Source organism: Plantactinospora sp. ZYX-F-223 (genome assembly GCF_039649625.1).
Classification (GTDB): domain Bacteria; phylum Actinomycetota; class Actinomycetes; order Mycobacteriales; family Micromonosporaceae; genus Plantactinospora.
The window spans coordinates 80,012-103,273 of record NZ_JBDJAV010000032.1 but is presented as its reverse complement, the minus strand read 5'-3'; the positions used below and the strand labels follow the sequence as shown (position 1 = coordinate 103,273).

General features: G+C 73.2%; 20 protein-coding genes. 9 read left to right on the top strand and 11 right to left on the bottom strand.

Annotated features, from left to right (window positions below; genetic code table 11):
- Positions 1-14 precede the first annotated feature (14 nt).
- Positions 15-284 (top strand): hypothetical protein, encoded by a 270-nt coding sequence (locus tag AAH979_RS29025; RefSeq protein ID WP_346261299.1) that lies wholly within the window; start codon positions 15-17, stop codon positions 282-284.
- Positions 281-1,429 carry an oxalate decarboxylase family bicupin gene (locus AAH979_RS29020; RefSeq protein WP_346261298.1) on the top strand — a complete coding sequence of 383 codons (1,149 nt, stop codon included), beginning with the start codon at positions 281-283 and terminating at the stop codon, positions 1,427-1,429. Before AAH979_RS29025 ends, AAH979_RS29020 begins: the two co-directional genes overlap by 4 nt.
- A 46-nt stretch (positions 1,430-1,475) precedes the next feature.
- Here the strand turns inward: AAH979_RS29020 and AAH979_RS29015 are convergent, their stop codons facing one another.
- Positions 1,476-3,578: a LuxR C-terminal-related transcriptional regulator gene (locus tag AAH979_RS29015; RefSeq protein WP_346261297.1), complete on the bottom strand. Its 2,103-nt coding sequence runs from the start codon at positions 3,576-3,578 to the stop codon at positions 1,476-1,478.
- Between the two features lie 135 nt (positions 3,579-3,713).
- A complete protein-coding gene (gene metH, locus AAH979_RS29010) occupies positions 3,714-7,214 on the bottom strand; it encodes a methionine synthase (RefSeq protein ID WP_346261309.1) in 3,501 nt (1,166 codons plus the stop codon).
- Between the two features lie 315 nt (positions 7,215-7,529).
- Here metH and AAH979_RS29005 point away from each other — a divergent pair, with 315 nt between their 5' ends.
- The gene (locus tag AAH979_RS29005) at positions 7,530-8,399 is read left to right on the top strand and encodes a PAC2 family protein (protein WP_318397196.1); all 870 of its coding nucleotides are present in this window, start codon (positions 7,530-7,532) and stop codon (positions 8,397-8,399) included.
- Between the two features lie 432 nt (positions 8,400-8,831).
- The gene (locus AAH979_RS29000) at positions 8,832-9,623 is read left to right on the top strand and encodes a GntR family transcriptional regulator (RefSeq protein WP_346261296.1); all 792 of its coding nucleotides are present in this window, start codon (positions 8,832-8,834) and stop codon (positions 9,621-9,623) included.
- A 36-nt stretch (positions 9,624-9,659) separates the two neighbouring features.
- Here the strand turns inward: AAH979_RS29000 and mshC are convergent, their stop codons facing one another.
- The 6 genes from mshC to AAH979_RS28970 all read right to left on the bottom strand — a co-directional run bounded on the left by mshC (position 9,660) and on the right by AAH979_RS28970 (position 15,602).
- Positions 9,660-10,898, bottom strand: a complete 1,239-nt coding sequence (gene mshC / locus AAH979_RS28995; RefSeq protein WP_346261295.1) for a cysteine--1-D-myo-inosityl 2-amino-2-deoxy-alpha-D-glucopyranoside ligase — start codon at positions 10,896-10,898, stop codon at positions 9,660-9,662.
- Positions 10,899-11,085: 187 nt separating this feature from the next.
- Positions 11,086-11,889 (bottom strand): SCO1664 family protein, encoded by an 804-nt coding sequence (locus AAH979_RS28990; RefSeq protein ID WP_346261308.1) that lies wholly within the window; start codon positions 11,887-11,889, stop codon positions 11,086-11,088.
- A gap of 46 nt (positions 11,890-11,935) precedes the next feature.
- Positions 11,936-12,511, bottom strand: coding sequence for a DUF3090 domain-containing protein (locus AAH979_RS28985; RefSeq protein ID WP_346261294.1), 576 nt, complete (start codon positions 12,509-12,511; stop codon positions 11,936-11,938).
- A gap of 117 nt (positions 12,512-12,628) precedes the next feature.
- Positions 12,629-13,447 carry a histidine phosphatase family protein gene (locus AAH979_RS28980; RefSeq protein WP_346261293.1) on the bottom strand — a complete coding sequence of 273 codons (819 nt, stop codon included), beginning with the start codon at positions 13,445-13,447 and terminating at the stop codon, positions 12,629-12,631.
- 111 nt (positions 13,448-13,558) lie between these two features.
- Positions 13,559-14,392, bottom strand: a complete 834-nt coding sequence (locus AAH979_RS28975; RefSeq protein WP_346261292.1) for an undecaprenyl-diphosphate phosphatase — start codon at positions 14,390-14,392, stop codon at positions 13,559-13,561.
- A gap of 157 nt (positions 14,393-14,549) precedes the next feature.
- Complete coding sequence (locus AAH979_RS28970; protein ID WP_346261291.1) at positions 14,550-15,602, bottom strand: LLM class F420-dependent oxidoreductase; 1,053 nt, start codon at positions 15,600-15,602, stop codon at positions 14,550-14,552.
- Positions 15,603-15,782: 180 nt separating this feature from the next.
- On the opposite strand from AAH979_RS28970, the gene AAH979_RS28965 reads away from it, so the two are divergent.
- Together AAH979_RS28965 and AAH979_RS28960 are read left to right on the top strand one after the other, a co-directional pair.
- Positions 15,783-16,754, top strand: coding sequence for an aldo/keto reductase (locus tag AAH979_RS28965; protein WP_346261290.1), 972 nt, complete (start codon positions 15,783-15,785; stop codon positions 16,752-16,754).
- A gap of 97 nt (positions 16,755-16,851) precedes the next feature.
- Complete coding sequence (locus tag AAH979_RS28960; RefSeq protein WP_203866060.1) at positions 16,852-17,043, top strand: DUF5703 family protein; 192 nt, start codon at positions 16,852-16,854, stop codon at positions 17,041-17,043.
- Between the two features lie 5 nt (positions 17,044-17,048).
- Here AAH979_RS28960 and AAH979_RS28955 read toward each other — a convergent pair whose 3' ends face one another.
- A complete protein-coding gene (locus AAH979_RS28955; RefSeq protein ID WP_346261289.1) occupies positions 17,049-17,717 on the bottom strand; it encodes a hypothetical protein in 669 nt (222 codons plus the stop codon).
- A gap of 173 nt (positions 17,718-17,890) precedes the next feature.
- Complete coding sequence (locus AAH979_RS28950) at positions 17,891-19,219, bottom strand: M20/M25/M40 family metallo-hydrolase (RefSeq protein ID WP_346261288.1); 1,329 nt, start codon at positions 19,217-19,219, stop codon at positions 17,891-17,893.
- A gap of 154 nt (positions 19,220-19,373) precedes the next feature.
- On the opposite strand from AAH979_RS28950, the gene AAH979_RS28945 reads away from it, so the two are divergent.
- The 3 genes from AAH979_RS28945 to AAH979_RS28935 all read left to right on the top strand — a co-directional run bounded on the left by AAH979_RS28945 (position 19,374) and on the right by AAH979_RS28935 (position 21,872).
- Positions 19,374-20,036: a hemerythrin domain-containing protein gene (locus tag AAH979_RS28945; RefSeq protein ID WP_346261287.1), complete on the top strand. Its 663-nt coding sequence runs from the start codon at positions 19,374-19,376 to the stop codon at positions 20,034-20,036.
- Between the two features lie 83 nt (positions 20,037-20,119).
- A complete protein-coding gene (locus tag AAH979_RS28940) occupies positions 20,120-20,806 on the top strand; it encodes a ThuA domain-containing protein (protein ID WP_346261286.1) in 687 nt (228 codons plus the stop codon).
- Between the two features lie 94 nt (positions 20,807-20,900).
- Positions 20,901-21,872 carry a LysR family transcriptional regulator gene (locus tag AAH979_RS28935; RefSeq protein ID WP_346261285.1) on the top strand — a complete coding sequence of 324 codons (972 nt, stop codon included), beginning with the start codon at positions 20,901-20,903 and terminating at the stop codon, positions 21,870-21,872.
- 22 nt (positions 21,873-21,894) lie between these two features.
- Here the strand turns inward: AAH979_RS28935 and AAH979_RS28930 are convergent, their stop codons facing one another.
- Positions 21,895-23,136 (bottom strand): MFS transporter, encoded by a 1,242-nt coding sequence (locus AAH979_RS28930; RefSeq protein WP_346261284.1) that lies wholly within the window; start codon positions 23,134-23,136, stop codon positions 21,895-21,897.
- Positions 23,137-23,262 lie beyond the last annotated feature (126 nt).

The following is a 23,262-nucleotide window of genomic DNA, read 5'->3' as shown; positions in this document are numbered from 1 at the left end:
CCGAGAGGAGTCCCATGACCGTTCCGCTGGGCCGGACCCGGCGCAACCTCGGCGCCCTCACCGTACTGACCGTCGGTGCCGCGCTGACCGGCGCACCACTCTGGACAGTGCTGGTGCTGGCCCTGACCTGCTTCGCCATCCCGGCCGCCGTCGGGCTGCACGGCGGATCCCGGCTGGTCCGGACGCTCCTGCTCGGCGCGGCCACCCCGCGGCCGCCGCAACACGAGCACGTGCATCGGATCCGACCACCGGAAATCAGTCGACGAAGGGAAGAACTGGTATGAGCCGAACGTCGCGCGACGACCTGCCCGAGCCGAAACGCGGTACCGCGGGCGGCCTCGACGTCGGACCTCGAAACGTCGGGCTGGACCGGCAGAACCCGGATTTGCTGGTACCGCCACCAACCGACCGGGGCACGGTGCCCAACCTGAGGTTCTCGTTCTCCAACGCGCACACCCGGATCGAGGAGGGCGGCTGGACCCGCGAGGTGACCCAGCGCGAGTTGCCGATCGCCAGCACCCTCTCCGGGGTCGACATGGCCCTCGAACCGGGCGCCTACCGCGAGCTGCACTGGCACAAGCAGGCCGAGTGGGCGTACGTGCTGGCCGGAAGCTGCCGGATCGGCGCGGTCGACCAGGAGGGGCGCAACTTCCTCGACGACGTCTCCCAGGGCGATCTGTGGTTCTTCCCGAAGGGGGTGCCGCACCACATTCAGGCTCTCGACGACGGGGTGGAGTTCCTGCTCGTCTTCGACGACGGCGCCTTCTCGGAGAACGGCACCTTCCTGATCAGCGACTTCTTCGCGCACACCCCGAAGGAGGTGATCGCGAAGAACTTCGGCTGGCGTACGGAGCAGCTCGCCGACCTGCCGGAGAAGGAGAAGTACATCTTCCGGGGGCAGGTACCGCCCCCGCTCGACTCGGACCGGGTGATCAGCCCCACCGGGGACGTGCCGCGTACCTTCAAGCACCGGTTGCACGCCCAAGCACCCGAGCGCTTCGACGGCGGCACGGTACGGATCGCCGACGTGACGAACTTCGCCGCCTCCACCACCATCTGCGCGGCACTGGTGGAGATCGAGCCCGGCGCGATGCGCGAACTGCACTGGCATCCCACCGACGACGAGTGGCAGTACTACATCTCCGGTTCCGGCCGGATGGGGGTCTTCGCCGGTTCCGGCGTGAACCGGACCTTCGACTACCGGTCCGGCGACGTCGGCTACGTGCCGTTCGCGTACGGCCACTACATCGAGAACACCGGCAGCGAGCCGCTGGTGTTCCTGGAGATGTTCCGCAACCCACGGTTCGAGGACATCTCGCTGGCCCAGTGGATGGCGAACACCCCGCCGCAGGTCGCCGCCGACACCCTCAACCTGCCCCGCTCGCTGGTCGAGTCGATCCCGCGGACGAAGCGGCCGATCGCCTCCTGATCCGGGGCAGCACCGCACCGGACCCGCCCGGGTCGCACCGGCCGGATCAGTCGCGCCCCACCGGCTCGCCCGGCGCCGGAACGGGCCCGGCCGGCTCGGGTCCTGCCGGGGTGGGCCGGGTCCGGTCCTCCCGGGCGGCCCACAACCGGGCCAGTTCCAGCCGGTTCCGCACGCCCAGTTTCGCGTACACCGCCCGGAGCTGGGCGTCGACGGTGTGGAAGGAGACGAACAGGCTCGCCGCCGCCTGCTGCTTCGTCGCCCCGCCGGCCAGCAGTTCGGCGACCCGGGTCTCGGCGGCGGTCAACGCGCCGAACCCGGCGCCGTGCCGGCCGGCCCGGTGCCGGCGCTCCGACGCCACCAGGGCTCGCCCGCGGCGGACCGCCCGCTCCTGGTCACCGGTCGCACCGAGCCGGCCGAACAGCGCGGCGGCCTCCTCGGCCGCCCGCCGGGCCTCCGCCCGCCCGGTGCCGGGCGTACCGGCCAGGTCGTGCAGCGCGTCGGCCAACGCCGGCCGGGCCGAGGTGGTACGCAACTGCCCCACCGCGCTGCGGAGCAGCACCGGATCCTGCTCCACCAGCCCGGCGACGTGCTGCGCGACGCCCCACCACAGTCCGCTGTCCACCCGCTCCGCGATCCGGACCAGCTGGTCGGCGAGCTGCCGCGCCCGGTGCGGGTCGCCGAGCAGCGACGCGGCCCGGGTCAGCGCCGGCGCCTGCTGCGGGACCAGCAGCAGGGGGCGTACCGACCGGGCCAGCGTGTCGACGGCCGCCCGGAGCAACCCGGCGTGCCGGCCGGGCTCCGGGTCGAAGGCGGCGGCGCCGGCCAGCCGTACCCACGCCACGGCGTCAGGCCAATCCATCGGCGGCTCGACGCCGGCCAGCAGCTCGCGGGCGGTCTCCGGCTCGCCCTGCCGGAACGCCACCTCCACCCGTACCGCCAGCAGCTCGGCGTGGACCTCGTCGGCGAGCTGGCCGGCGGGACAGCGCCGCAACGCCAGGCCGGCCCGGGCCGACGCCTCCGGAAGTTCACCCGCGGCCACCCGGAGCCGGCAGTCCAGCGCCGCCAGCATCGGCTGGGCCGCCCCGCCCAGGCTGCCCAGATCCACCTCCGCGAACCGCAGTGCCGTGCCGGCCTCGTCGTACTCGCCGCAGGCGAGCTGGCAGGCGATCCGTTCGGCCCGCAGGAAGGCGGCCTGGGCCCGGGCCGCCGGCGCGCTCGGGTCGACCTGGCCGAGCACCTGCCGGGCGGCCGGCAGATCCCCGCCGGCCAGCGCATTGCCGGCCCGGGCCAGCGCCAACCGGATCTCGCCGTCCGGGCTCGGCGCGTCGGCGTGGGCCCGGTCCGCCGCCGCCAGCAGCGACTCCAGATCCGGCCGACCGAGCCGGCCCGCCACCGCCGCCAGCGTGCTCAGCAGCCAGCTCCGGTGCCCGGGCAGCAGGTCGGGCTGGGCCAGGGCCCGGTCCAGGTAGTCGAAGGCCAGCGACGGCCGGCCGGTGGCGTACCAGGCGCCGAGCCGGCCGAGCAGCAACGCCCGGTATCCGGCCCCGGCCCGATCGGCCGCGATCTCGTCGCCGAGGATCGCCAGCGCCGGCTCGATCCGGCCGGCCAGCATCAGGTGGTCAACCGCAGCCAGCGCCCAGTCCCGGCGCAGCTCCGGACCGAGCGCGGGATCCTGACCGGCCCGGGCTGCCAGCAGCAGATCGGCCGCCGTCGACGGATCGACCGCCGGATCGGCGACCAGCCGGGAGACCAGGGGTACGTCGACCCGCCCGGCCACCTCCAGCACCCGGAGCAGGTGCTCGGCGGCGGCTGCCGCGCGCGCCCCGTCGGCCAGTACGCCGGCCGCCCGGTTGTGCAGCGCGGCCAGCAACGACGGCGGGATTCCCCGGCGTACGGCATCGCGCAGCTCGACCGAGCCGGGCCGCAGACCGCCGGGCGAGTCCACGAGCGCACCCCGGGCGATCAGCGCCTCGACGTCGTCGTGCAGCCCCGGACCGGACCGGTCGGTCATCCGCTCCACGAACCAGATCTGGCACGGGTCGTCGCAGATCGCCACCGCCCGGAGGATCCACCGCTGGGCGGCGGAGGCGACCGGTAGCCCGTCCGCCGCCGGCCCGCCCGGCCGGTCCAGCGTGAACGACGTGGCCATGGCACCCCCTCGGCGGCGACCGTGACCGGGCACGAGACGGATTCGGTCTCCATCCGGAGGCTATCCACGGCGTTCCCGACCGCGCCGGAGTTCGCCGGCAATTACCTCCGCCGGTTACCGGGCTACCTCCGCCGGTTACCGGGCGTTGAAGTAGCTGGCCTCCGGATGGTGCACCACGATGGCGTCGGTCGCCTGCTCCGGCACGAGCTGGAACTCCTCGGAGAGCCGGACCCCGATCCGCTCCGCGCCGAGCAGCTCGACCAGCTTCGCCCGGTCCTCCAGGTCCGGGCAGGCCGGATAACCGAACGCGTACCGGCAGCCCCGGTAGTCGGTACGCAACAGCCCGGCGAGGTCGTCCGGGTCGTCGTCGGCCACGGTACGGCCGTCGGGCAGGGTCAGCTCGGCCCGGATCCGGCGGTGCCAGTACTCGGCGAGAGCCTCGGTGAGCTGCACCGACAGCCCGTGCACCTCCAGGTAGTCCCGGTACTCGTCACCGGCGAAGAGCTTCGCGGCGTACTCGCTGATCGGCTGCCCGACGGTGACCAGTTGCAGCGCGACGACGTCGAGCTGGTCGCCCCGGGGCCGGAAGAAGTCGGCGAGGCAGAGCCGGCGCTCCTGCCGCTGCCGGGGGAAGCTGAACCGGGCCCGTTCGGTGGCGCCCCGCTCGTCGAGCAGCACCAGGTCGTTGCCGTCGGAGTAGGCCGGGAAGTAGCCGTAGACCACCGCCGCCTCCAGTACCCGGTCGGCGGCGAGCCGGTCGAGCCAGGAGCGCAGCCGGGGCCGGCCCTCGGTCTCCACCAGTTCCTCGTAGCTCGGCCCGGTCCCGCCGCGCGACCCGCGCAGCCCCCACTGGCCGAGGAACGTCGCCCGCTCGTCGAGCAGGGCCGCGTAGTCGGCCAGCGGGATGCCCTTGACGACCCGGGTGCCCAGGAACGGCGGCGCCGGCACCGCGACGTCGGTCGCCACGTCGGAGCGGACCGAGTCGTCGGAGAGGTCCGGCAGCGCCACCGTGCCCCGGGCCCGCTGCCGGTCCCGGCGGGCCCGCCGGGCGGCCAGTGCCGCCTCCCGCTCGGCGTCCACCACCGGGGCACCGCCGCGCTTCGCCGCCATCAGCCGGTCCATCAGGGACAGTCCCTCGAAGGCGTCCCGGGCGTAGTGCACCTCGCCCGGGTAGGTCGACCGGAGGTCGTCCTCGACGTACGACCGGGTCAGCGCCGCACCGCCGAGCAGCACCGGCCAGCGCCCGGCGACCCCCCGGGACGCCATCTCGGCCAGGTTCTCCTTCATCACCACGGTGCTCTTCACCAGCAGGCCGGACATCCCGATGGCGTCCACGGCATGCTCCTCGGCGGCCTCCAGGATCGCCGCGACCGGCTGCTTGATCCCGAGGTTGACCACCTCGTAGCCGTTGTTGGACAGGATGATGTCGACCAGGTTCTTGCCGATGTCGTGCACGTCGCCCTTGACGGTGGCGAGCACGATGCGGCCCTTGCCGCCGTCGTCGGACTTCTCCATGTGCGGTTCGAGATGGCCCACCGCGGCCTTCATCACCTCGGCCGACTGGAGCACGAACGGCAACTGCATCTGGCCGGCGCCGAACAGCTCGCCGACCACCTTCATCCCGTCCAGCAGCAGTTCGTTGATGATGGTCAGCGCCGGCCGGCTGGTCAGCGCCTCGTCGAGGTCGGCCTCCAGCCCGTTGCGCTCGCCGTCGACGATCCGCCGCTTCAGCCGCTCGTCGACCGGCAGCGCCGCCAGCTCCTCCGCCCGGCTGGCCCGGGCCGAGGCCGCGTCCACCCCCTCGAAGAGTTCGATGAACCGCTGCACCGGGTCGTGGCCGGACCGGCGCCGGTCGTAGACCAGGTCGAGCGCCGCCTCGCGCTGCTCGTCCGGGATCCTGGCCATCGGCAGGATCTTGCTGGCGTGCACGATGGCGCTGGTCAGGCCGGCCTGCACGCACTCGTGCAGGAAGACCGAGTTGAGCACCTGCCGGGCCGCCGGGTTCAGCCCGAACGAGACGTTCGAGATGCCGAGCGTGAAGTTGACCCCGGGATAGCGGCGGGCGATCTCCCGGATCGCCTCGATCGTCTCGATGCCGTCCCGGCGGGTCTCCTCCTGGCCGGTGGCGATCGGGAAGGTGAGGCAGTCGACCAGGATGTCCCGCACGTCGATCCCCCACCGGCCGGTGAGGTCGTCGACCAGCCGGGACGCCACCCGTACCTTCCACTCGGCCGTCCGGGCCTGCCCCTCCTCGTCGATCGTCAGTGCCACCACCGCGGCACCGTGCTCGCGGACCAGCGGCAGCACCCGGGCGTACCGGGAGTCGGGGCCGTCGCCGTCCTCGAAGTTCACCGAGTTGACCACGCACCGGCCGCCGAGCATCTCCAGCCCGGCCTCGATCACCGCCGGCTCGGTCGAGTCCAGCATGATCGGCAGGGTGGAGGCGGTGGCGAACCGGCCGGCGATCTCCCGCATGTCGCGTACGCCGTCCCGGCCGACGTAGTCGACGCAGAGGTCGAGCAGGTGCGACCCGTCCCGGGCCTGGCTCCGGGCGATCTCCACACACGCCTGCCAGTCCCCGGCCAGCATCGCCTCCCGGAACGCCTTGGAGCCGTTGGCGTTGGTGCGCTCACCGACCATCAGCACGCTGGCGTCCTGGGCGAACGGCACCTGGTGGTAGAGGCTCGCCACCCCGGGCTCCGGCTCCGGCGTCCGGGGCCGCGCCACCGCGCCATCCAGCCGGTCCACCACCGCCCGGATGTGCTCCGGAGTGGTACCGCAGCAGCCGCCGACCAGGGACAGGCCGTAGCCTGCTACGAACCCCGCCAGCGCGTCCGCCAACTCCTCCGGGGTCAGCGGATAGCGGGCCCCGTCGGCGGTCAACTCCGGCAGGCCGGCGTTCGGCATCACCGACAGCGGGATCCGGGCGTGCCGGGCCAGGTAGCGCAGATGCTCGGTCATCTCGGCCGGCCCGGTGGCGCAGTTGAGGCCGATCAGGTCGATGCCGAGCGGCTCCAGCGCGGTCAGCGCCGCGCCGATCTCGCTGCCCAGCAGCATCGTCCCGGTGGTCTCGACCGTGACGTGGCAGATCACCGGCAGTTCCCGGCCCGCCTCGGCCAGCGCCCGGCGGGCACCGACCACCGCCGCCTTGACCTGGAGCAGGTCCTGGCAGGTCTCCACGATCAGCCCGTCCACCCCGCCGGCGACCAGTCCGGCCGCGTTGCGCTGGTACGCGTCGCGCAGCTCCCGGTAGCCCAGGTGTCCCAGCGTCGGCAGCTTGGTCCCCGGCCCCATCGCGCCGAGTACGTACCGGGGCCGCTCCGGGGTGCCCGCCGCGTCGGCGGCCTGCCGGGCCAGCCGGGCGCCGGCCTCGGCCAGCTCGGTGATCCGGTCCTCGATGCCGTACTCGCGCAGGGCGGAGAGGTTGGTGCCGAAGGTGTTCGTCTCGACACAGTCCGCCCCGGCGGCGAGGTACGCCTCGTGGACCCGCCGGACGACGTCGGGGCGGGTCACGTTGAGTATCTCGTTGCACCCCTCGTGGCCCTCGAAGTCGTCCAGGCTCAGCTCGGCCGCCTGCAACATCGTCCCCATCGCACCGTCGGCGACCAGCACCCGGTCGCCGAGCGCGTCACGCAGCGGAGTCGGCACGGCTCCAGGCTAGCCCTGACGTCGTTCCGGCGACCCGTTGTAGGCGTAGCGTTCCGCAACATAGGCCGGTCGGACAATCGCCCCTTCCGTCCCGGATGTCCGGGCCGACCCGATGGCGGCCGACCACCCGGAGCGTGCCCCCGGCAACCGAGCCGGCGCGGCCGGCGGGCCGCATCCGAGTCAGGGACGTAGGCTGACGGACGTGAGGGACAACAGGGACGGCAGCACCAGGCACATCGCGGGCACGACCGGACGGCACCGGACCGCCCGGCTCGGCCGTGGCACGCACGCTGGGGGTAGGGCGTGACCGAGTTCGACGGGCTGCCCGTACTGCGCTCGCCGGTCGCGATCGCGGCCTTCGAGGGCTGGAACGATGCGGCCGACGCCTCCACCGCGGCGGTCGAACACCTCGAACAGGTGTGGCAGGCACGCCAGATCACCGAACTCGACCCCGAGGAGTTCTACGACTTCCAGGTGAGCCGACCGACGATCACGATGGCCGACGGCGAGACCCGCCGGGTCGAGTGGCCGACCACCCGGTTCATGAGGGCCAGCCCGGACGGTACCGACCGGGACGTGGTGCTGATCCGGGGCATCGAGCCGAGCATGCGCTGGCGCACCTTCTGCGAGCAGGTGCTGGAGCTCTGCCACAGCTTGGAGATCAACCGGATCGTGCTGCTCGGCGCGCTGCTGGCCGACGTGCCGTACACCCGGCCGCTGCCGATCAGCGGCAGCGCCTCGGACAAGGACGCCGCCGAGCGCTACCAGCTCACCCCGACCCGCTACGACGGCCCGACCGGGATCGTCGGGGTGCTGCACGACGCGGCCACCCGGGCCGAGGTCGACGCCGTGTCGTTCTGGGTGCACGTGCCGCACTACGCCAACAACCCGCCCTGCCCGAAGGCGACGCTGGCCCTGCTGCACCGGGTCGAGGAGGTGCTCGACCTGCCCGTCCCGATGTCGGACCTGGCCGAGGAGGCCGCCGAGTGGGAGCAGCGGGTCCGCACCGCCGCCGAGCAGGACGCCGAACTCGGCGAGTACGTCCGCGAACTGGAGGAACGGGTCGGCGACGCCGGCATCCAGCCGCTGACCGGCGACGAGATCGCCCAGGAGTTCGAGAAGTACCTGCGCCGTCGCGGCGGCTCGGCCGGCCCCACCGCCGGCTCCTGGTAGACCCGGGTTGCCGCGCCGGCAGCGCCACCGGGCCGGCCACTCCGGCGTGGCCAGCCCGGACGGGTGACGCCCGCCCGCGACACCGTCCCGCTTCCACCCGTGGCGTCCCCGGCTGACCACCACACCGCGCGCGGTGCCGCACCCTACCTACCCACCGCCCAGCCCCCGCCTCCGGCGCTCCCGGATGGCTGCCATGTCGACCTGGACGCCAGAGGCGCTACCCGAAGGGTGGTAGCGCCTCTGGCGTCCAGGTGAGCAGCGGTGTGCCCGGCGGAAGCGGTGCCGCAGGCGGGTGTCGGCGCTGACGGTGGCCGGCCCGAACGAGGACTCGCTTTCCGCAGTTGCCTCCGTTCCGGTTGCCCGGCGCACACCCCGTACGGCATCCTAGGAACCTAGCGTTCTTGTGGGATCGAGACCTGGACGGGAGCAGCGGTGCAGATCAACCCGGGAGCGGCCGAGTTTCCCCACCGACAGATCGCCGCGCAGTTGCGAGCGCGGATCCGGGCCGGTGACTGGGCGGCCGGTGAGCGGCTGCCGTCCATCCCGGCCATCGCCGAGATGTTCGGGGTGGCCAAGCAGACCGTGCAGCGCGCCATCGACCAGCTCCGGGTGGAGGGGGTGCTGATCACCAAGCCGGGTTCCGGCACGTACGTCCGGGGCACCCGACGCCGGCTCAACCGGCTCTCCCGGGGCCGGTACGGCGGCCACCGGGGTTACCACGCCGACCTGGCCGCCCGGTACCGGCAGCAGTTGGTGCAGGTGGGCCGGGCACCGGCCCCACCCGAGGTGGCCGACGCCTTCGGGGTGCCCGACGGCACCGAACTGATCGTCCGGCGGCACCTGGTACGCACCGAGGAGGTGCCGGTGGAGGTCGGCGCCTCCTGGTTCCGCACCGCCGACGCCGCCGGCACCAGTCTGGAGCGGATGGAGGCGTACGGCCGGCCGCTCTACCAGGAGGCCGAGGAGGCGATCGGCCGGCGCTACGTGTCGGCGACCGACCAGATCAGCGCCCGGCAGCCGAGCCGGGAAGAGGCGGAGATCCTCCAGATCCGGCCGGACACACCCGTGCTGCACCTGCTGCACGTCGCCTACGACGCCAGTCACCGGCCGATCGAGGTGGCCCAGGCGACCTGGCCCGGTCCGATGACCACGCTGACCGAGCGGTACCAGGTCCCCGGCCCGGCGCCGGAGGCCGACCCGGACCCGGGACTGGTACTCGGCTGAGCCGCGCCCCCACCTCCGTTCAGGGCGGAGAGGACGTCAGAGCTTGATGCCGAGCAGGGCGTCGACGGTGGCGGCCATCAGGTCCGGCGCGGCCGGATCGGCACCGGACCGGGACAGCGCGGCCTCCGCCCAGCGGTCCACCAGGGCCAACGCGCCCGGCGTGTCCAGGTCGTCGGCGAGCCGCTCGCGTACCCCGGCCAGCAGGTCCGGGCCGGCGGGCCCGGACGGCGCGGCGGCGGCCTCCCGCCACCGGGCCAGCCGCTTCGTACCCTCCTTGAGCAGATCGTCGGTCCACTCCCGGTCGCTGCGGTAGTGGCCGGCGAGCAGCGCCAGCCGGACCGCCATCGGGTCCACGTGGTCGGCCCGGAGCCGGGAGACGAAGACCAGGTTCCCCTTCGACTTCGACATCTTCTCGCCGTCCAAGCCGATCATCCCGGCGTGTACGTAGTGCCCGGCGAACGGCTCCGCCCCGGTCAGCCGCTCGGCGTGCGCCGCCGAACACTCGTGGTGCGGAAAGAGCAGGTCGTTGCCGCCGCCCTGGACGTCGATGGTGTCCCCGAGCAGCGCCATCGCGATCACCGCGCACTCGATGTGCCAGCCCGGCCGGCCGGGGCCGAGCGGGCCGCCCTCCCAGGCCGGCTCGCCGTCCCGACCGCCGCGCCAGAGCAGCGGGTCGAGCGGGTCCCGCTTGCCGGCTCGGTCCGGATCGCCGCCCCGCTCGGCGAAGTAGCCGAGCATCTCCTCCCGGGAGAGGTTGGACTCGTAACCGAACCGGGGCGCGGCGGAGACGTCGAAGTAGACGTCCCCGGTGCCGTCGTCGAGCCGGTACGCCGCACCGTCGTCCAGCAGCACCCGGACCTTCTCCGCGATCGCCGGGATCGACTCGACAGCGCCGACGTAGTGGGCGGGCGGGATCATCCGCAGCGCCTCCATGTCCTCCCGGAACAGCGCAGTCTCCCGCATCGCCAGGACCACCCAGTCCTCGCCGTCCCGCTCGGCGCGCTCCAGCAGCGGGTCGTCGATGTCGGTGACGTTCTGCACGTAGCTGACCGGATGGCCGCCGTCCCGCCACACCCGCTGTACGACGTCGAAGGCGATCATCGTGGCGGCGTGCCCCAGATGGGTCGCGTCGTACGGGGTGATCCCGCAGACGTACATCGTCGCCGGCCCGGAGGGGCGGGTCGGGTGCACGCCGCGGCGCGCCGAGTCGTACAGAGCGAGCTGCGGTCCCCTGCCCGGCAGCCGCGGAATCTCGTGACCCATCCAGGTTTCCATGGTCACCAGCCTAGTCAGCCGGGCGGACTCGAACCCCGGCCCGCCGGGCGGGGTGATCAGATCGACAGGACCGCCCGGACGGCCCGGAGCGGGCCTGAGACGTCAGCGGCCGGCGTCGGGGGCGGCAGGCGCTGGCGTCGGGGACGTCAGCGGCCGGCGTCGGGGGCGGCAGGGTGCCGGACGGGGTTCAGATCGGCGGCCAGGGGATGGCCGGCCACTCCTCGGAGGGCTCCGGAAACCGGGCCGTCGCCAGCAGCCGGTCGACCCGGCGCGCCAGCGCGGCGACCTCGCCGATGGTCAGGTGCTCGGCCAGGCTCTCCCCCAGCGGGCCGGCCAGCTCCCGGGCCAGTCCGGTCAGCATCTCCAGCGCGTCCGGCGGCAGGTCCCGCCGGGACCAGCCCCAGAGCACCGTCCGGAGCTTGTCCTCGAAGTGGAAGCAGACCCCGTGGTCGACGCCGTAGATCCGGTCGTCCGGCCCGACGAGCACGTGCCCGCCCTTGCGGTCCGCGTTGTTGATCACCGCATCGAGTACGGCGAGCCGGGCCAGCCGGGGGTCGTCGGCGTGCGCGAGGGCGTACGGGGCGCCGTCGTCGTCCCGGGCGGCCGCGACCCGGAACCACCGGGCCGGCAGGCTCCGGGCCGGTACGAACCCGACCAGCGGCTCGGCCTGCTCCGGCTCGTCGATCCAGAGCTGGCAGGCGCCGGGGCCGAGCGGGCCGTCCCGGAGCACCGTCGGCGGGACCAGGTCCCACCCGGTGGCCCGGGACAGCAGGTAGGCGGAGACCTCCCGACCGGCCAGGGTGCCGTCGGGAAAATCCCAGAGCGGGCGCTCACCCCGGATCGGCTTGTAGACGCAGCGGGCGGTGACCCCGTCCAGGGTCAGGAACCCGCGCAGGGTCGTGTTGGAGGCGTCGACCAACCGACCCTCCAGCTCGAATTCGCCCCCGTGCAGGAGGCGCAGGGCGTCGCTCTCGTCCAGCACGGGTCGCAGTTCGGAAGAGGTCACCGGGCCGGTCCCGGCCGCAGCAGTGCGACGGTCACCGGTGGTAGCCGTTGTGTCGGGGACAGAGGTGCCCGGCCGGGTCGAGCGGCTGACCGCAGAGCGGGCACGGCGGCCGGCCCGCCGCCACCACCCGGCGGGCCCGCTCGATGAACTCGCGGGCCGCCTGTGGGGTCAACCGGACCCGCAGCCGGTCGAGGTCGTCGTCCGGCTGCTCGTCCTCCTCGTCGACCTCTTCCTCGCCGCCGAGCTCGACCTCCGCCTCGGCCTCCCCGGCCGCGATCGCCTCGATCACCACCGTGGCGGTGTCGACGTCGAAGGCCAGGCCGAGGGTGCCGACCCGGAACTCCTCGTCGACCGGCGTGTCCAGCGGCTCGTTGTCCGAGGTGACCGGGGGCGGCTCGGGCAGCTCGACGCCGAACCGCCGGTGCGCCTCGGTCAGCAGCTCCTCCAGCTTCTCGGCCAGCAGCGAGACCTGGACCTTCTCCAGCGCGACGCTGACCAGCCGGCCTCCGCCGCGCGCCTGGAGGAAGAACGTCCGCTCACCCGGCGGACCCACAGTTCCGGCGACGAACCGCTCGGGCGGCTCGAATGCGTGCACCTGGTGGGTCATACCCACGACCCTATCCGGCCGGATACCACACCGCGCAGCCCACCGACCCGAATCACCGTACGCCCCGATCCGGTCGCGGCGGGCCACCGCCCGGGTCGATCTGACCGGGCCGGCCGGTCACCGTTTCCGCCCGTCGGCCGCGCCCGCCCCGGCGCCGGGCGCCCCCAGCCCACCGGCCGCATCCGGGGAGGCCGCCCGGGAGCGGGTGGCGGCGCCGTCCGGGGGCGCCGATCCGGCGCCGGCCGCGCCCACGCCGCCGCCGACCGCCGCGTCCGAGGCGACCGCACGGGAGCGGCCGCGCCGGGTGGGGGGCGGCGGGACCAGGCTGGTCAGGTCGCCGCCGGTGTCGTTGAGCCGCAGCACGAACGGGCGGACCGGGGTGTAGCGGATTCCGGTCACCGAGCCCGGATCCGCCACGATCCGCTGGAACTGGTCCAGATGTACGCCCATCGCGTCCGCCACGATCGCCTTGATCACGTCACCGTGGCTGCACGCCAGCCAGACCGCCTCCGGCCCGTGCTCGGCGGTGATCCGGGCGTCCCAGCGGCGTACCGCCTCGACCGCCCGGGCCGCCATCCCGGCCATCGACTCCCCGTCCGGAAAGACCGCGGCGCTCGGGTGCTGCTGCACCACCTGCCACAGTGGATCCTTGGCCAGCTTCTTCAGCGGCTGGCCCTGCCAGGTGCCGTAGTCGCACTCGACCAGCCCCTCCTCGACCACCGGTGCGGCGTCGGGCAGCGCCAGCTCCAGGGTCTGCCGGCACCGGATCAGCGGGCTGGTCACCACCGCCGCCAGCGGGATCGCCCGGAGCCGGCCGCCCACCGCCGCCGCCTGGGCCCGGCCGGTGTCGTCGAGTTCGACGGGTTGCCGTCCGGCCAGGCCGCCGTCGGCGTTCGCCGTGGTCCGGCCGTGCCGGAGGAGCAGAAGGGTCGCCACGACCACACCCTACGTTCCGTCCGTCGGGGCGCCGGCGCGAGCCGCCGGTCTACCGGTCGCCGCCCGCCGGGCGCCGCGCGGTGGCGGCCGGCGCCCCGTGGCGGGCGAGGGTCAGGTCGCGCTGATCGTGCCGGTCAGCAGCAGGGCCAGGACCAGGCTGCCCAGCGCCACCCGGTAGAGCACGAAGACGTAGAGGGTGTGGTGTGCGACATAGCGCAGCAGCCAGGCGATGGCGGCGTACCCGACGCCGAAGGCGATCACCGTGGCCACGATCATCTGTGCCGGGGTGGGGATCGAACCGCCGCCGGAGGTGTCGAAGACGTCCGGCAGGCTGAAGATCCCGGACATCACCACCGCCGGGATGGCCAGCAGGAAGGAGTACCGGGCCGCCGCCTCGCGGGTCAGGTTGAGGAAGAGCCCGGCGGTCAGCGTGCCGCCGGACCGGGACACCCCGGGGATCAGCGCCATCGCCTGGGCGAAGCCCATCACGATGCCGTCGCGGAGGGTGAAGTTCTCGATCCGCCGGGTCTGCCGGCCCCAGTACTCGGCGAAGGCCAGCACGAACGCGAAGACGATCAACGTGGTGGCGACCAGCCACAGGTTCCGGGCAGCGGTGCGGATCTGGTCCTTGAACAGGTAGCCGAAGACGCCGATCGGGATCGAGCCGATGATCACGTACCAGCCCATCCGGTAGTCGAGACTCGACCGGACCGACTTGTCCCAGATCCCGACCACCCAGACCCGGGTGATCCGCCAGATGTCCTTGGCGAAGTAGAGCAGCACGGCGGCCTCGGTGCCGAGCTGGGTGACCGCGGTGAACGACGCCCCGGCGTCCTGGTCGAAGAAGATCGCCGAGGTGATCCGCAGGTGTCCGGACGAACTCACCGGCAGGAACTCGGTGAGGCCCTGGACGATTCCCAGGACGATTGCCTCGATCCAGCTCACCCGCGCACCCCGCTCATCGCCGTACCCCGCCCGTCGCCCGCCGGCCTCCGGTGTCCCCGCCCGCTCACTGAACCTTCTTCCACCTCCCCTTGCGGTCCGATGGACCGCAAGATCGGGTGCCGTGCGCGAGCGCCGCGCGGTTCAGGTGGAAAGAGGTTCACTCGCCGACCCCGGCGAGATCCAGCGCCTCGGCGCAGGTACGCAGGGTCTGGATGCCGCTGTCCGCGTCGGCGACGAAGAGGGTCACCGAGAGCGTGGTGACCCCGGCCGCCGCGTACTCGCGCATCCGGTCGGCGATCCGCTCCTTGGGGCCGAGCAGGGACGTCCGGTCGATGAACTCCAGGGGTACGGCCGCGGCCGCGTCGCGCTGCCGCTTGGCCAGGTAGAGGTCCTGCACCTCGCGGGCGGCGTCGCCGTAGCCCATCCGGGTGGCGAGCTGGTTGTAGAAGTTCTGCTCCCGGCTGCCCATCCCGCCGACGTAGAGCGCCGCGTACCAGCGGACCAGCTCGGCGCAGCTCGCGACGTCGTCGCCGACCACCACCGGCACGCTGGGCACCACGTCGAAGCCGGCGAGTTCCTTGCCGGCCCTGGCCCGGCCGGCGGCGACGGTGCCGAGCTGCTCGGCGGCGAAGTCCGGGGCAAAGAAGATCGCCAGCCAGCCGTCGGCGATCTCACCGGCCAGTTCGAGGTTCTTCGGGCCGACCGCGGCAAGGTAGATCGGGATCTCCTCGCGGGGCGGGTGGAAGCCGAGCCGGAGCGCCTTGCCGGGGCCGTCCGGCAGCGGCAGGCGGTAGTGCGCGCCGTCGTACTCCACCGGCTTGCGGGCGATGGCCAGCTTGACGATGTCGACGTACTCCCGGGTCCGGGCCAGCGGCTTGGCGAACCGCACCCCGTGCCAGCCCTCGGAGACCTGCGGGCCGGAGACGCCGAGACCGAGCCGGAACCGGCCGCCGGAGAGCGCGTCGATGGTGGCGGCGGTCATCGCGGTGGCCGCCGGGCTGCGCGCCGGGATCTGCATCACCGCCGAGCCGACGTCGATCCGCTCGGTCTGGCCGGCCAGCCAGGCCAGCATGCTGGGCGAGTCCGAGCCGTACGCCTCCGCCGCCCAGACCACCGAATAGCCGAGCCGGTCCGCCTCGCGAGCGAGGGCAAGATGGTCCGCCGGAGTGCTCCACGCGGTCTGGTATCCGAGGCTGAGCCCGAGTCGCACTGGTTCTTCTCCCCCATCCATCCGCAAGTCGCATCAGGGTACGCAATGACCCCCGAACGCCCTCCGCTGACCCGCCGATGCCGGACCCGTGCCCGGACGTCGGCTTTGTACCAGTCGCCCCGGAGCGGGATGGTGGGAGCGAGGATATCGGCGGAGCGATGTTCTGAATAAGGTTCAACCATGCAACAGCGACCGCTCGGCCGAAGCGGGCTGGCGGTTTCCCGGCTCGCGCTCGGCACCATGACCTGGGGTCGGGACACCGATGCGGACGACGCTGCCGCCCAACTGAAGAGTTACCTGGATGCCGGGGGCAACCTCGTCGACACGGCCGACGTCTACAGCGACGGTGACGCCGAGGCGGTGATCGGCTCGCTGCTCGGCACGCTGGTGCCCCGCGACGACCTGCTGATCGCCACCAAGGCGGGGCTGCGACCGGGCGCCGGCCGCCGCCGGGACACCTCCCGGGGCCATCTGCTGCGCACCCTGGACGCCTCACTGCGCCGGCTCGGCACGGACCACGTCGACCTGTGGCAGGTGCACGGCTACGACCCGGCCACCCCACTGGAGGAGACGCTGGCCGCGCTGGACCACGCGGTGCACAGCGGCCGGGTCCGGTACGTCGGCGTCTCCAACTTCTCCGGCTGGCAGACCGCGCAGGCCGCCACCTGGCAGGCCGCCTTTCCCGGCCGGGCCCCGGTGGTCGCCGCCCAGGTGGAGTACTCGCTCCTGGAGCGCGGCATCGAGCGGGAGCTGCTGCCCGCCTGCGAGGGGCTCGGGCTCGGCGTACTGCCCTGGTCGCCGTTGGGGCGCGGGGTGCTGACCGGGAAGTACCGGCACGGCCGCCCGGCCGACTCCCGGGCCGCCTCGGCGCACTTCGAACCCTTCGTCGCCCGCTATCTGGAGCCGCGCTGCTCCAGCATCGTGGAGGCGGTGGCCACCGCGGCCGGCGGGCTCGGGGTGTCGCCGCTGGAGGTGGCGCTGGCCTGGGTGCGGGACCGGCCGGGGGTGGTCGCCCCGATCCTCGGCGCCCGCACCGTCGGTCAACTGCTCGGCGCGCTCCAGGTGGAGCGGATGACCCTGCCGCTGGAGATCACCCGGGCCCTCGACGACGTCTCGGCCGTCCCGGTCGGCTACCCGGAACGGGATAGCTGACCCCGGAAAGCGGACAGCCGACCCCGGAGGTGGACACCGCGCGGCTCACCCGGGGAAGGACTGGTGTCGCCCTGCGAGGGTGGGCAGGATAGAGGACATGGACTACGAATACGCGCCATTGCGGTTACCACCGAATGTCGACCGGATGACCGCAACGGCGCAATTGGCGATCCAAGCCGAGTTCTCCGGCTGGGAGCTGGCCCGGGTGCGACTGTTCCGTGACGGTACGCGGCAGGTGGTGCTGCGGCGTCGCGTGGTCAATCAGTCGCAACCGGGCCTCTCCTACTGAACCTCTTACCGGGCCCGCTCGGACTCCTCGTCGGCGTCCGACAGGAACGGGTGCTCGTCCAGCCGACCGACGAGCCGGTCGTCGGCCCCCGGCGTGAACGGTCCGCTGCTGTCCTCGTCGTCGAAGGACTCCAGGTCGAGCGGGACGGACACCTCGCTGACCATCACGACGCCGTCCAGCGGGTCCAGTTCGGGGATGTCCAGGGCGCCGAGCGACCCGTCCCCGGTCTGTAGCAGCTCCAGCACCGCCTCGCCGACACCCTCCACCGCCGGCGCCTCCTCCTCGTCCGGTACGGCGGCCCGCCGGGCGGCCTGGGCCACCCGGAGCAGGGCGGCGACGCTCGGCACCCGGTAGTCGCGCCGGTGGCGTACGGAGAGGACCAGCGGGTGCGGGTCGCTCGGCTCGGAGCCGTCGGCACCGCCCAGGCCCACCCCGAAGCGCTCGTCCGCCTCGTCCGGATCGATCGCCTCCACGTCCCACGGCGTGACCTCGCCGAAGGCGTCGAGCAGTTGCTCGTCGTACTCGTACGACGCGTTGTTGAGCTCGACGTACGCCTGCCACACGGCATCGTCGTCGATCCGGCCCTCGGCGGCCCGGACGGCGGCGAGGTGCGCCCGGGCGGTCTCGATGACCCGTTCCAGGGCGGCGTCCAGCTCGGCGTGCTGGTCGGTCATGGTGTGGCCTGTCCCTTCGCTGCGATGTCGCCAGCCCGCCGACCGCGGCGCGGGCGGGAATTCGATGCGCCGACGCGGGCCGGGATTGACGGACCGAGAATAGGTGGAACCGGAAGTAGATGGATCAACCGGGGAACCGTAGACGAGTGCCGCCGGATGTGCCAGGCGGACGGTCAGCTCTGCCGGAGGAACCGGTCGAGCACCCGCACGCCGAACTGTAGTCCGTCGACCGGCACCCGCTCGTCGATGCCGTGGAAGAGCGCGGAAAAGTTCAGGTCGGCCGGCAGCCGCAGCGGCGCGAAGCCGAAGCAGCGGATGCCGAGCTTGGCGAACGCCTTGGCGTCGGTGCCGCCGGAGAGCATGTACGGCACCGGCCGGGCGCCCGGGTCCTCGGCCCGCAGCGCCGCCGCCATCGCGTCCACCAGGTCGCCGTCGAAGCTGGTCTCGATCGCCGGCTGCCGCTGGACGTGCTCGATCTCGATGTCCGGCCCGATCACCTCGCGGAGCTGCTCCATCAGCAGCTCGGACTGGCCGGGCAGGCTCCGGCAGTCGATGGTGGCGCTGGCCCGGCTGGGGATCACGTTGTCCTTGTAGCCGGCGGCCAGCCGGGTCGGGTTGGCGGTGTTCCGGATCGTCGCGCCGATCAGGTTGGCGATCGGCCCCAGCTTGGCGATCGCCAGCTCCGGGTCGTTCGGGTCGAGGTCGATGCCGAGCGCCTCGGAGACCTGCTCCAGGAACGCCCGGACGGTCGGAGTCACCACGATCGGGAAGCGGTGCCGGCCGACCCGGGCCACCGCCTCGGCCAGCGCGGTGACGGCGTTGTCGTCGTGCACCATCGAGCCGTGCCCGGGGCGGCCCCGGGCGTGCAGCCGCAGCCACTCCAGGCCCTTCTCGGCGGTCTCGATGAGATAGAGCCGCAGGTCCGGGCTGACCGTGTAGGAGAAGCCGCCCACCTCGCCGATCGCCTCGGTGGCGCCCTCCAGCAGTTCGGGGTGCCGGTCGACCAGGAAGTGCGCGCCGTACTCGCCACCGGCCTCCTCGTCGGCGGTGAAGGCCAGCACCAGGTCGCGGGGTGGGCGTACCCCGGTGCGCTGCCAGTCGCGGACCACCGCGAGCACCATCGCGTCGAAGTCCTTCATGTCGATGGCGCCCCGGCCCCAGAGGTAGCCGTCGGCGATCTCGCCGGAGAACGGGTGCACCGACCACTCGCCCGCGTCGGCCGGTACGACGTCCAGGTGCCCGTGCACCAGCAGCGCGCCCCGGCCCGGGTCGGTGCCGGGGATCCGGGCGACCAGGCTGGTCCGGCCGGGGGCGGACTCGCGAAGTTGCGACTCCACGCCGACCTCGGCGAGCTTGGCCGCCACGTACTCCGCGGCGGCCCGTTCACCGACGGTGGTCTCGGGGTCCCCGGTGTTGCTGCTGTCGATCCGGAGCAGGTCCCGGCACAGGTCGACGACCTCGTCGGCGGCGCTCGGGTGGGTGGACGCGGGCTGGCTACTCATGCGGTTCTTCATACCAGCCGAGCGGCCCGGTGCGTCCCGCCCCCACCCGGTGTCGGGTTTCGCCATCTGGACCGGAGGGTACCTGCGGATGTCCGCGGAGCAGCGCCGGTCGATGGACCGGCCGGATCGGCGGACCACAGTGAGGAGGCCAATCGTGAGCGTGCCACTGCCGCCGCTGCCCCCGACCGGTGACGACGAGGACTACCGGCCCGGCGGGCGCAGCATGGTGGAACTGCTCGCCGAGGAACACGACCAGATCGTGGCGCTCTGCGGCGAGCTGACCGACGACACCGCACCGGAGCGGCGCAGCGAGGTCGCCGAGGTGCTGACCGCGACCGTCGCCCGGCACCTCTCCGGCGAGGAGCAGTACCTCTACCCGACCGTGCGAAGTGCGCTGCCCGAGGGTGGGCCGCTGGCCGACCGGGAGATCGCGGCGGACACCGACATGTTGCGTACGCTGCGGGAACTCGCGCAGGTCACGCCGACCGAGCCCCGCTTCGCCGAACTCGCCAACGAGGTCACCGGGCAACTGCGCCGGCACGCGTCGACCGCGTCGACGGAGATCTTCCCGGCGCTGCGGGCCGCGGCCAGTGCCGCCGACCTGATCCGGCTCGGCAACCGGGTGGAGATCGCCGAGGAGGCCGCGCCGACCCGGCCGCACCCGGACGCCCCGGCGACACCGCCGTGGAACCGGGTGGTCGAACCCGCGCTCGGCGTGGTCGACAAGGTACGCGACGCGGTGAGCGGCCGGCCGACGTACCTCGACGACCTGACGCCGCCGTCGCCGACTGCGGCCACTCCGCCGGCGGCGACCTGAACGCCGGCGGGATGACATGATCCTGCTCGGCCCGGTGCGGACCCGCGCCGGGCCGAGGTGCGTGGTGGGACGGAGGTTTGGCGGTGCGAGACGCGCTGGTGGTCCGGGGTGGCTGGGAGGGACACGTCCCGGTGGCCGCGACGGAGGTGTTCCTCCCGTTCCTGCGGGACGCGGGTTTCACCGTCGAGGTCCACGACGACCTGGCCGTGTATGCCGACCCGGACCGGATGGCCGCCGCCGACCTGGTGGTGCAGTGCTGGTCGATCGGGACGATCAGCGACGAGCAGGCGGCCGGACTGGTCGCGGCGGTCCGGGCCGGGACCGGGTTCGCCGGTTGGCACGGCGGGATCGTCGGCGCCTTCCACCACAACGCGTACCACCAGCTCACCGGCGGGGTCTTCGTGCACCATCCGCCGGGCTTCCTCGACCACGAGCTGACGGTGCTGCCGGAGCGGGCCGACCACCCGATCGTCCGGGACATCGGGACGGTACGGCTGCACACCGAGAAGTACTGGGTGCTGACCGACCCGCTCAACGACGTACTCGCGACGGTCACCTTCGACCCGGAACCGGCGGCGCAGCAGGGGGCCGGGGCGGCGGAGCGTACGCCGTGGGACCGGTCGGTCACCCTGCCGGCGGTGTGGACCAGATCCTGGGGTGCCGGCCGGGTCTTCGTCTCGACGGTCGGCCACAAGCTCGACGACCTGACCCTGCCGGCGATCCGGACGATCACCGAACGAGGGCTGCTCTGGGCCGCCCGTCAGATTTAGGTGTCCGTTCGGTCGCAGTTTGGGTTTCCTTTGGGGGATCTTTCACTAGTCAAAGGTCTAGCCGTGAATCCCTTTCGGGTCCTACCGTCACGCTATGAACCTGGAGCTGCGGCACCTCAAGGTGGTCTGCGCGATCGCGGAGACGGGCAGCGTGACGAAGGCGGCCTCGACTCTGGGCCTGGCACAGCCCGCGCTCACCGCACAGCTCCAGCGCATCGAGCGGACTCTCGGCGGCCCGCTGTTCGAGCGGGACCGACGCGGCGCCCGACCGACCGCGCTGGGCGAGCTGGTGCTGGCCCGGGCTCGGGTGCTGCTGCCCGCGATGAAGGGTTTGCAGGACGAGGCGGCCCGGCTGGCCGGTACCGGCACCACGATGACCCGGTTCCGGTTCGGCGGGGTGAACAGTCCGATCCTCGGTGGACTGGTGCACCGGCTCGCCGCCGACCAGCCGCACGCGCAGATCAGCACCCACGCCTCGTGGTCGGTGGACGAGCTGGCCCAGATGGTACTCAGCGGCCGGCTCGATTTCGTGCTCTCCGGGGTCTGCGGAGACGCCGTACCGTCGGCGGAGTTCGGGCTGACCTGGCGGGCCGTGGCGGTGGACGCGGTCTTCGTGCTGCTGCCGGAGGCGCATCCGCTGGCCGCGCACGACGAGGTGCACCTGGCGGCGCTCGCCGGGGAACGCTGGGCGGCGGCACCCGGCGACGGCTGCTTCGCCGACTGCTTCGTGGCGGCCTGCGCCCGGGCCGGCTTCACCCCGGCGAAGATCTACGAGACCGACATCCGTAGCTGCATCGACCTGGTCGAGGCGGGTGAGGCGATCGCGCTCGCCCAGGCCACCTTCCGGCCAGTCTCCGGGCTGGTCACCCGGCCGCTGGCGCACACCCCGCTGCGCTGGCGGCTGCTGCTCGGCTGGCACCCGGACGCCCCGGCGGCCGGCATCGCCGACCGGGTGCTCGGGCACGCCATCGCCGCGTACACCGACTCGCTGTCCCGCAACCCGAACTACCTCGCCTGGTTGGCCCGGAACCCGAACTTCGGCCCGCAGGACCTGGCCGCCGCCTGACCGCCGCCCCCATCCGGCGCGGTCAGCCGGCGGGGACCCGTCGGGCCAGTCGCCACCAGATCGCGAGCTGGCCGACCGCCAGGACGACGGCGAACGGCAGCAGGGTCCACACCCCGACGCCCTGGGCGATGGCGCCGGCCAGCCAGGGGAAGACCGCCCCGCCGATCACCGACACCCCGTTCAGCACGCCGATCGCGGTCGGCACCAGGCGGCTGGCCGTCAACCGCGGCACCATCGCCATCGCGGTCGGGAAGAGCGGCCCGAGGAAGAACCCGAGCAGCACCAGCGCGACGCTGGCCACCGCCGCGACCGGCACCGCCCAGGCGAGTACGGCGCTGACGGTCACCCCGACCAGGCAGCCGGCGCTGGTGGCGGCCGGGGTCAGCCCGGCCCGGGTGGCCAGCGGGCTGATCAGGAAGCGTCCGGCGGTCAGGCCCAGCCAGTAGCCGCTGACCGCGTAGCCGGCCAGTACCTCCGACTGGTCGTAGCCGCCGACCAGCAGGCTGAAGCCCCAGTTGCCGACGCTGATCTCGAGTCCGACGTAGACGGCGAGGAACACCGCCGCCAACACCACCGCCGGCTGCCGCAGCGCCGCGACCAGCAGCCCGCCGTTTCCGGGCCGGCCGGGCACACCCGCTTCGCCGGGCGGCGGCCCGCCGACCGCCGCAGCGCCACCGGCGGCGGTGGGGCCGCCGTCGTCCGGGCCCCGACGTTTCGGGTACGCCAGCAGGAAGCCGACGACCAGCGGCAGGCCGGCCAGGGCGAGTACCAGCCAGACCGCCGTCCACGGCAGCGAGCGGAGCATCCAGGCGGCCAGCGCGGGTGCCAGCAGCGCCCCGACGCCGAAGAACGCGTGCAGCCGGTTCAGCAGGGTCGTCGCCCCGGTCAGTTCGCTGAGGTGGGCGTTGAGCACCGACTCCAGTACCCCGATGCCGTAGCCGGCCACCACCTGCACGGCCACGAAGGCGAGGAACGGCGGGCGGAGCGCCGTGTAGAGGCCGGCGAGGACGAAGGCGCCGCCGCCGACCGCCAGCGCGGCCCGGGTGCCGAGACGGTCGATCAGGCCGCCGGTGGTGATCCCGGCCAGCAGGAAGCCGGCCGAGAAGGTGAAGAAGGTGATCCCGATGGTCGCCTTGTCCACCCCGTAGTCGTCGATCTGGGCCGGCAAGAGTACCCCGCCGACCCCGGCGCTCAGGCCGACCAGGACGAACGCGGCGTACGCCAGCAGGACCACCGGCCGCCGGGCGGGTCGGGTGACGGGCAAGACGGCTCCTCGGCGACGGTGCGGTGCGGTGCTGATCGACGGCTCGACCGGACGAACAAGATTACGAGGCGCCGCCGCAGCGCGGAAGATCCGTTCGGCCGGCTGGCGGGGGCGGTATGAGCTAGC

Coding starts and splice junctions, on each gene's coding strand:
- AAH979_RS29020 (WP_346261298.1), top strand. CDS start 281: ATGAGCCGAACGTCGCGCGACGACCTGCCCGAGCCGAAACGCGGTACC.
- AAH979_RS28950 (WP_346261288.1), bottom strand. CDS start 19,219: ATGAGTAGCCAGCCCGCGTCCACCCACCCGAGCGCCGCCGACGAGGTC.
- AAH979_RS29015 (WP_346261297.1), bottom strand. CDS start 3,578: ATGGCCACGTCGTTCACGCTGGACCGGCCGGGCGGGCCGGCGGCGGAC.
- AAH979_RS28935 (WP_346261285.1), top strand. CDS start 20,901: ATGAACCTGGAGCTGCGGCACCTCAAGGTGGTCTGCGCGATCGCGGAG.
- AAH979_RS28985 (WP_346261294.1), bottom strand. CDS start 12,511: ATGACCCACCAGGTGCACGCATTCGAGCCGCCCGAGCGGTTCGTCGCC.
- AAH979_RS28965 (WP_346261290.1), top strand. CDS start 15,783: ATGCAACAGCGACCGCTCGGCCGAAGCGGGCTGGCGGTTTCCCGGCTC.
- AAH979_RS28955 (WP_346261289.1), bottom strand. CDS start 17,717: ATGACCGACCAGCACGCCGAGCTGGACGCCGCCCTGGAACGGGTCATC.
- AAH979_RS29025 (WP_346261299.1), top strand. CDS start 15: ATGACCGTTCCGCTGGGCCGGACCCGGCGCAACCTCGGCGCCCTCACC.
- mshC (WP_346261295.1), bottom strand. CDS start 10,898: ATGGAAACCTGGATGGGTCACGAGATTCCGCGGCTGCCGGGCAGGGGA.
- AAH979_RS28960 (WP_203866060.1), top strand. CDS start 16,852: ATGGACTACGAATACGCGCCATTGCGGTTACCACCGAATGTCGACCGG.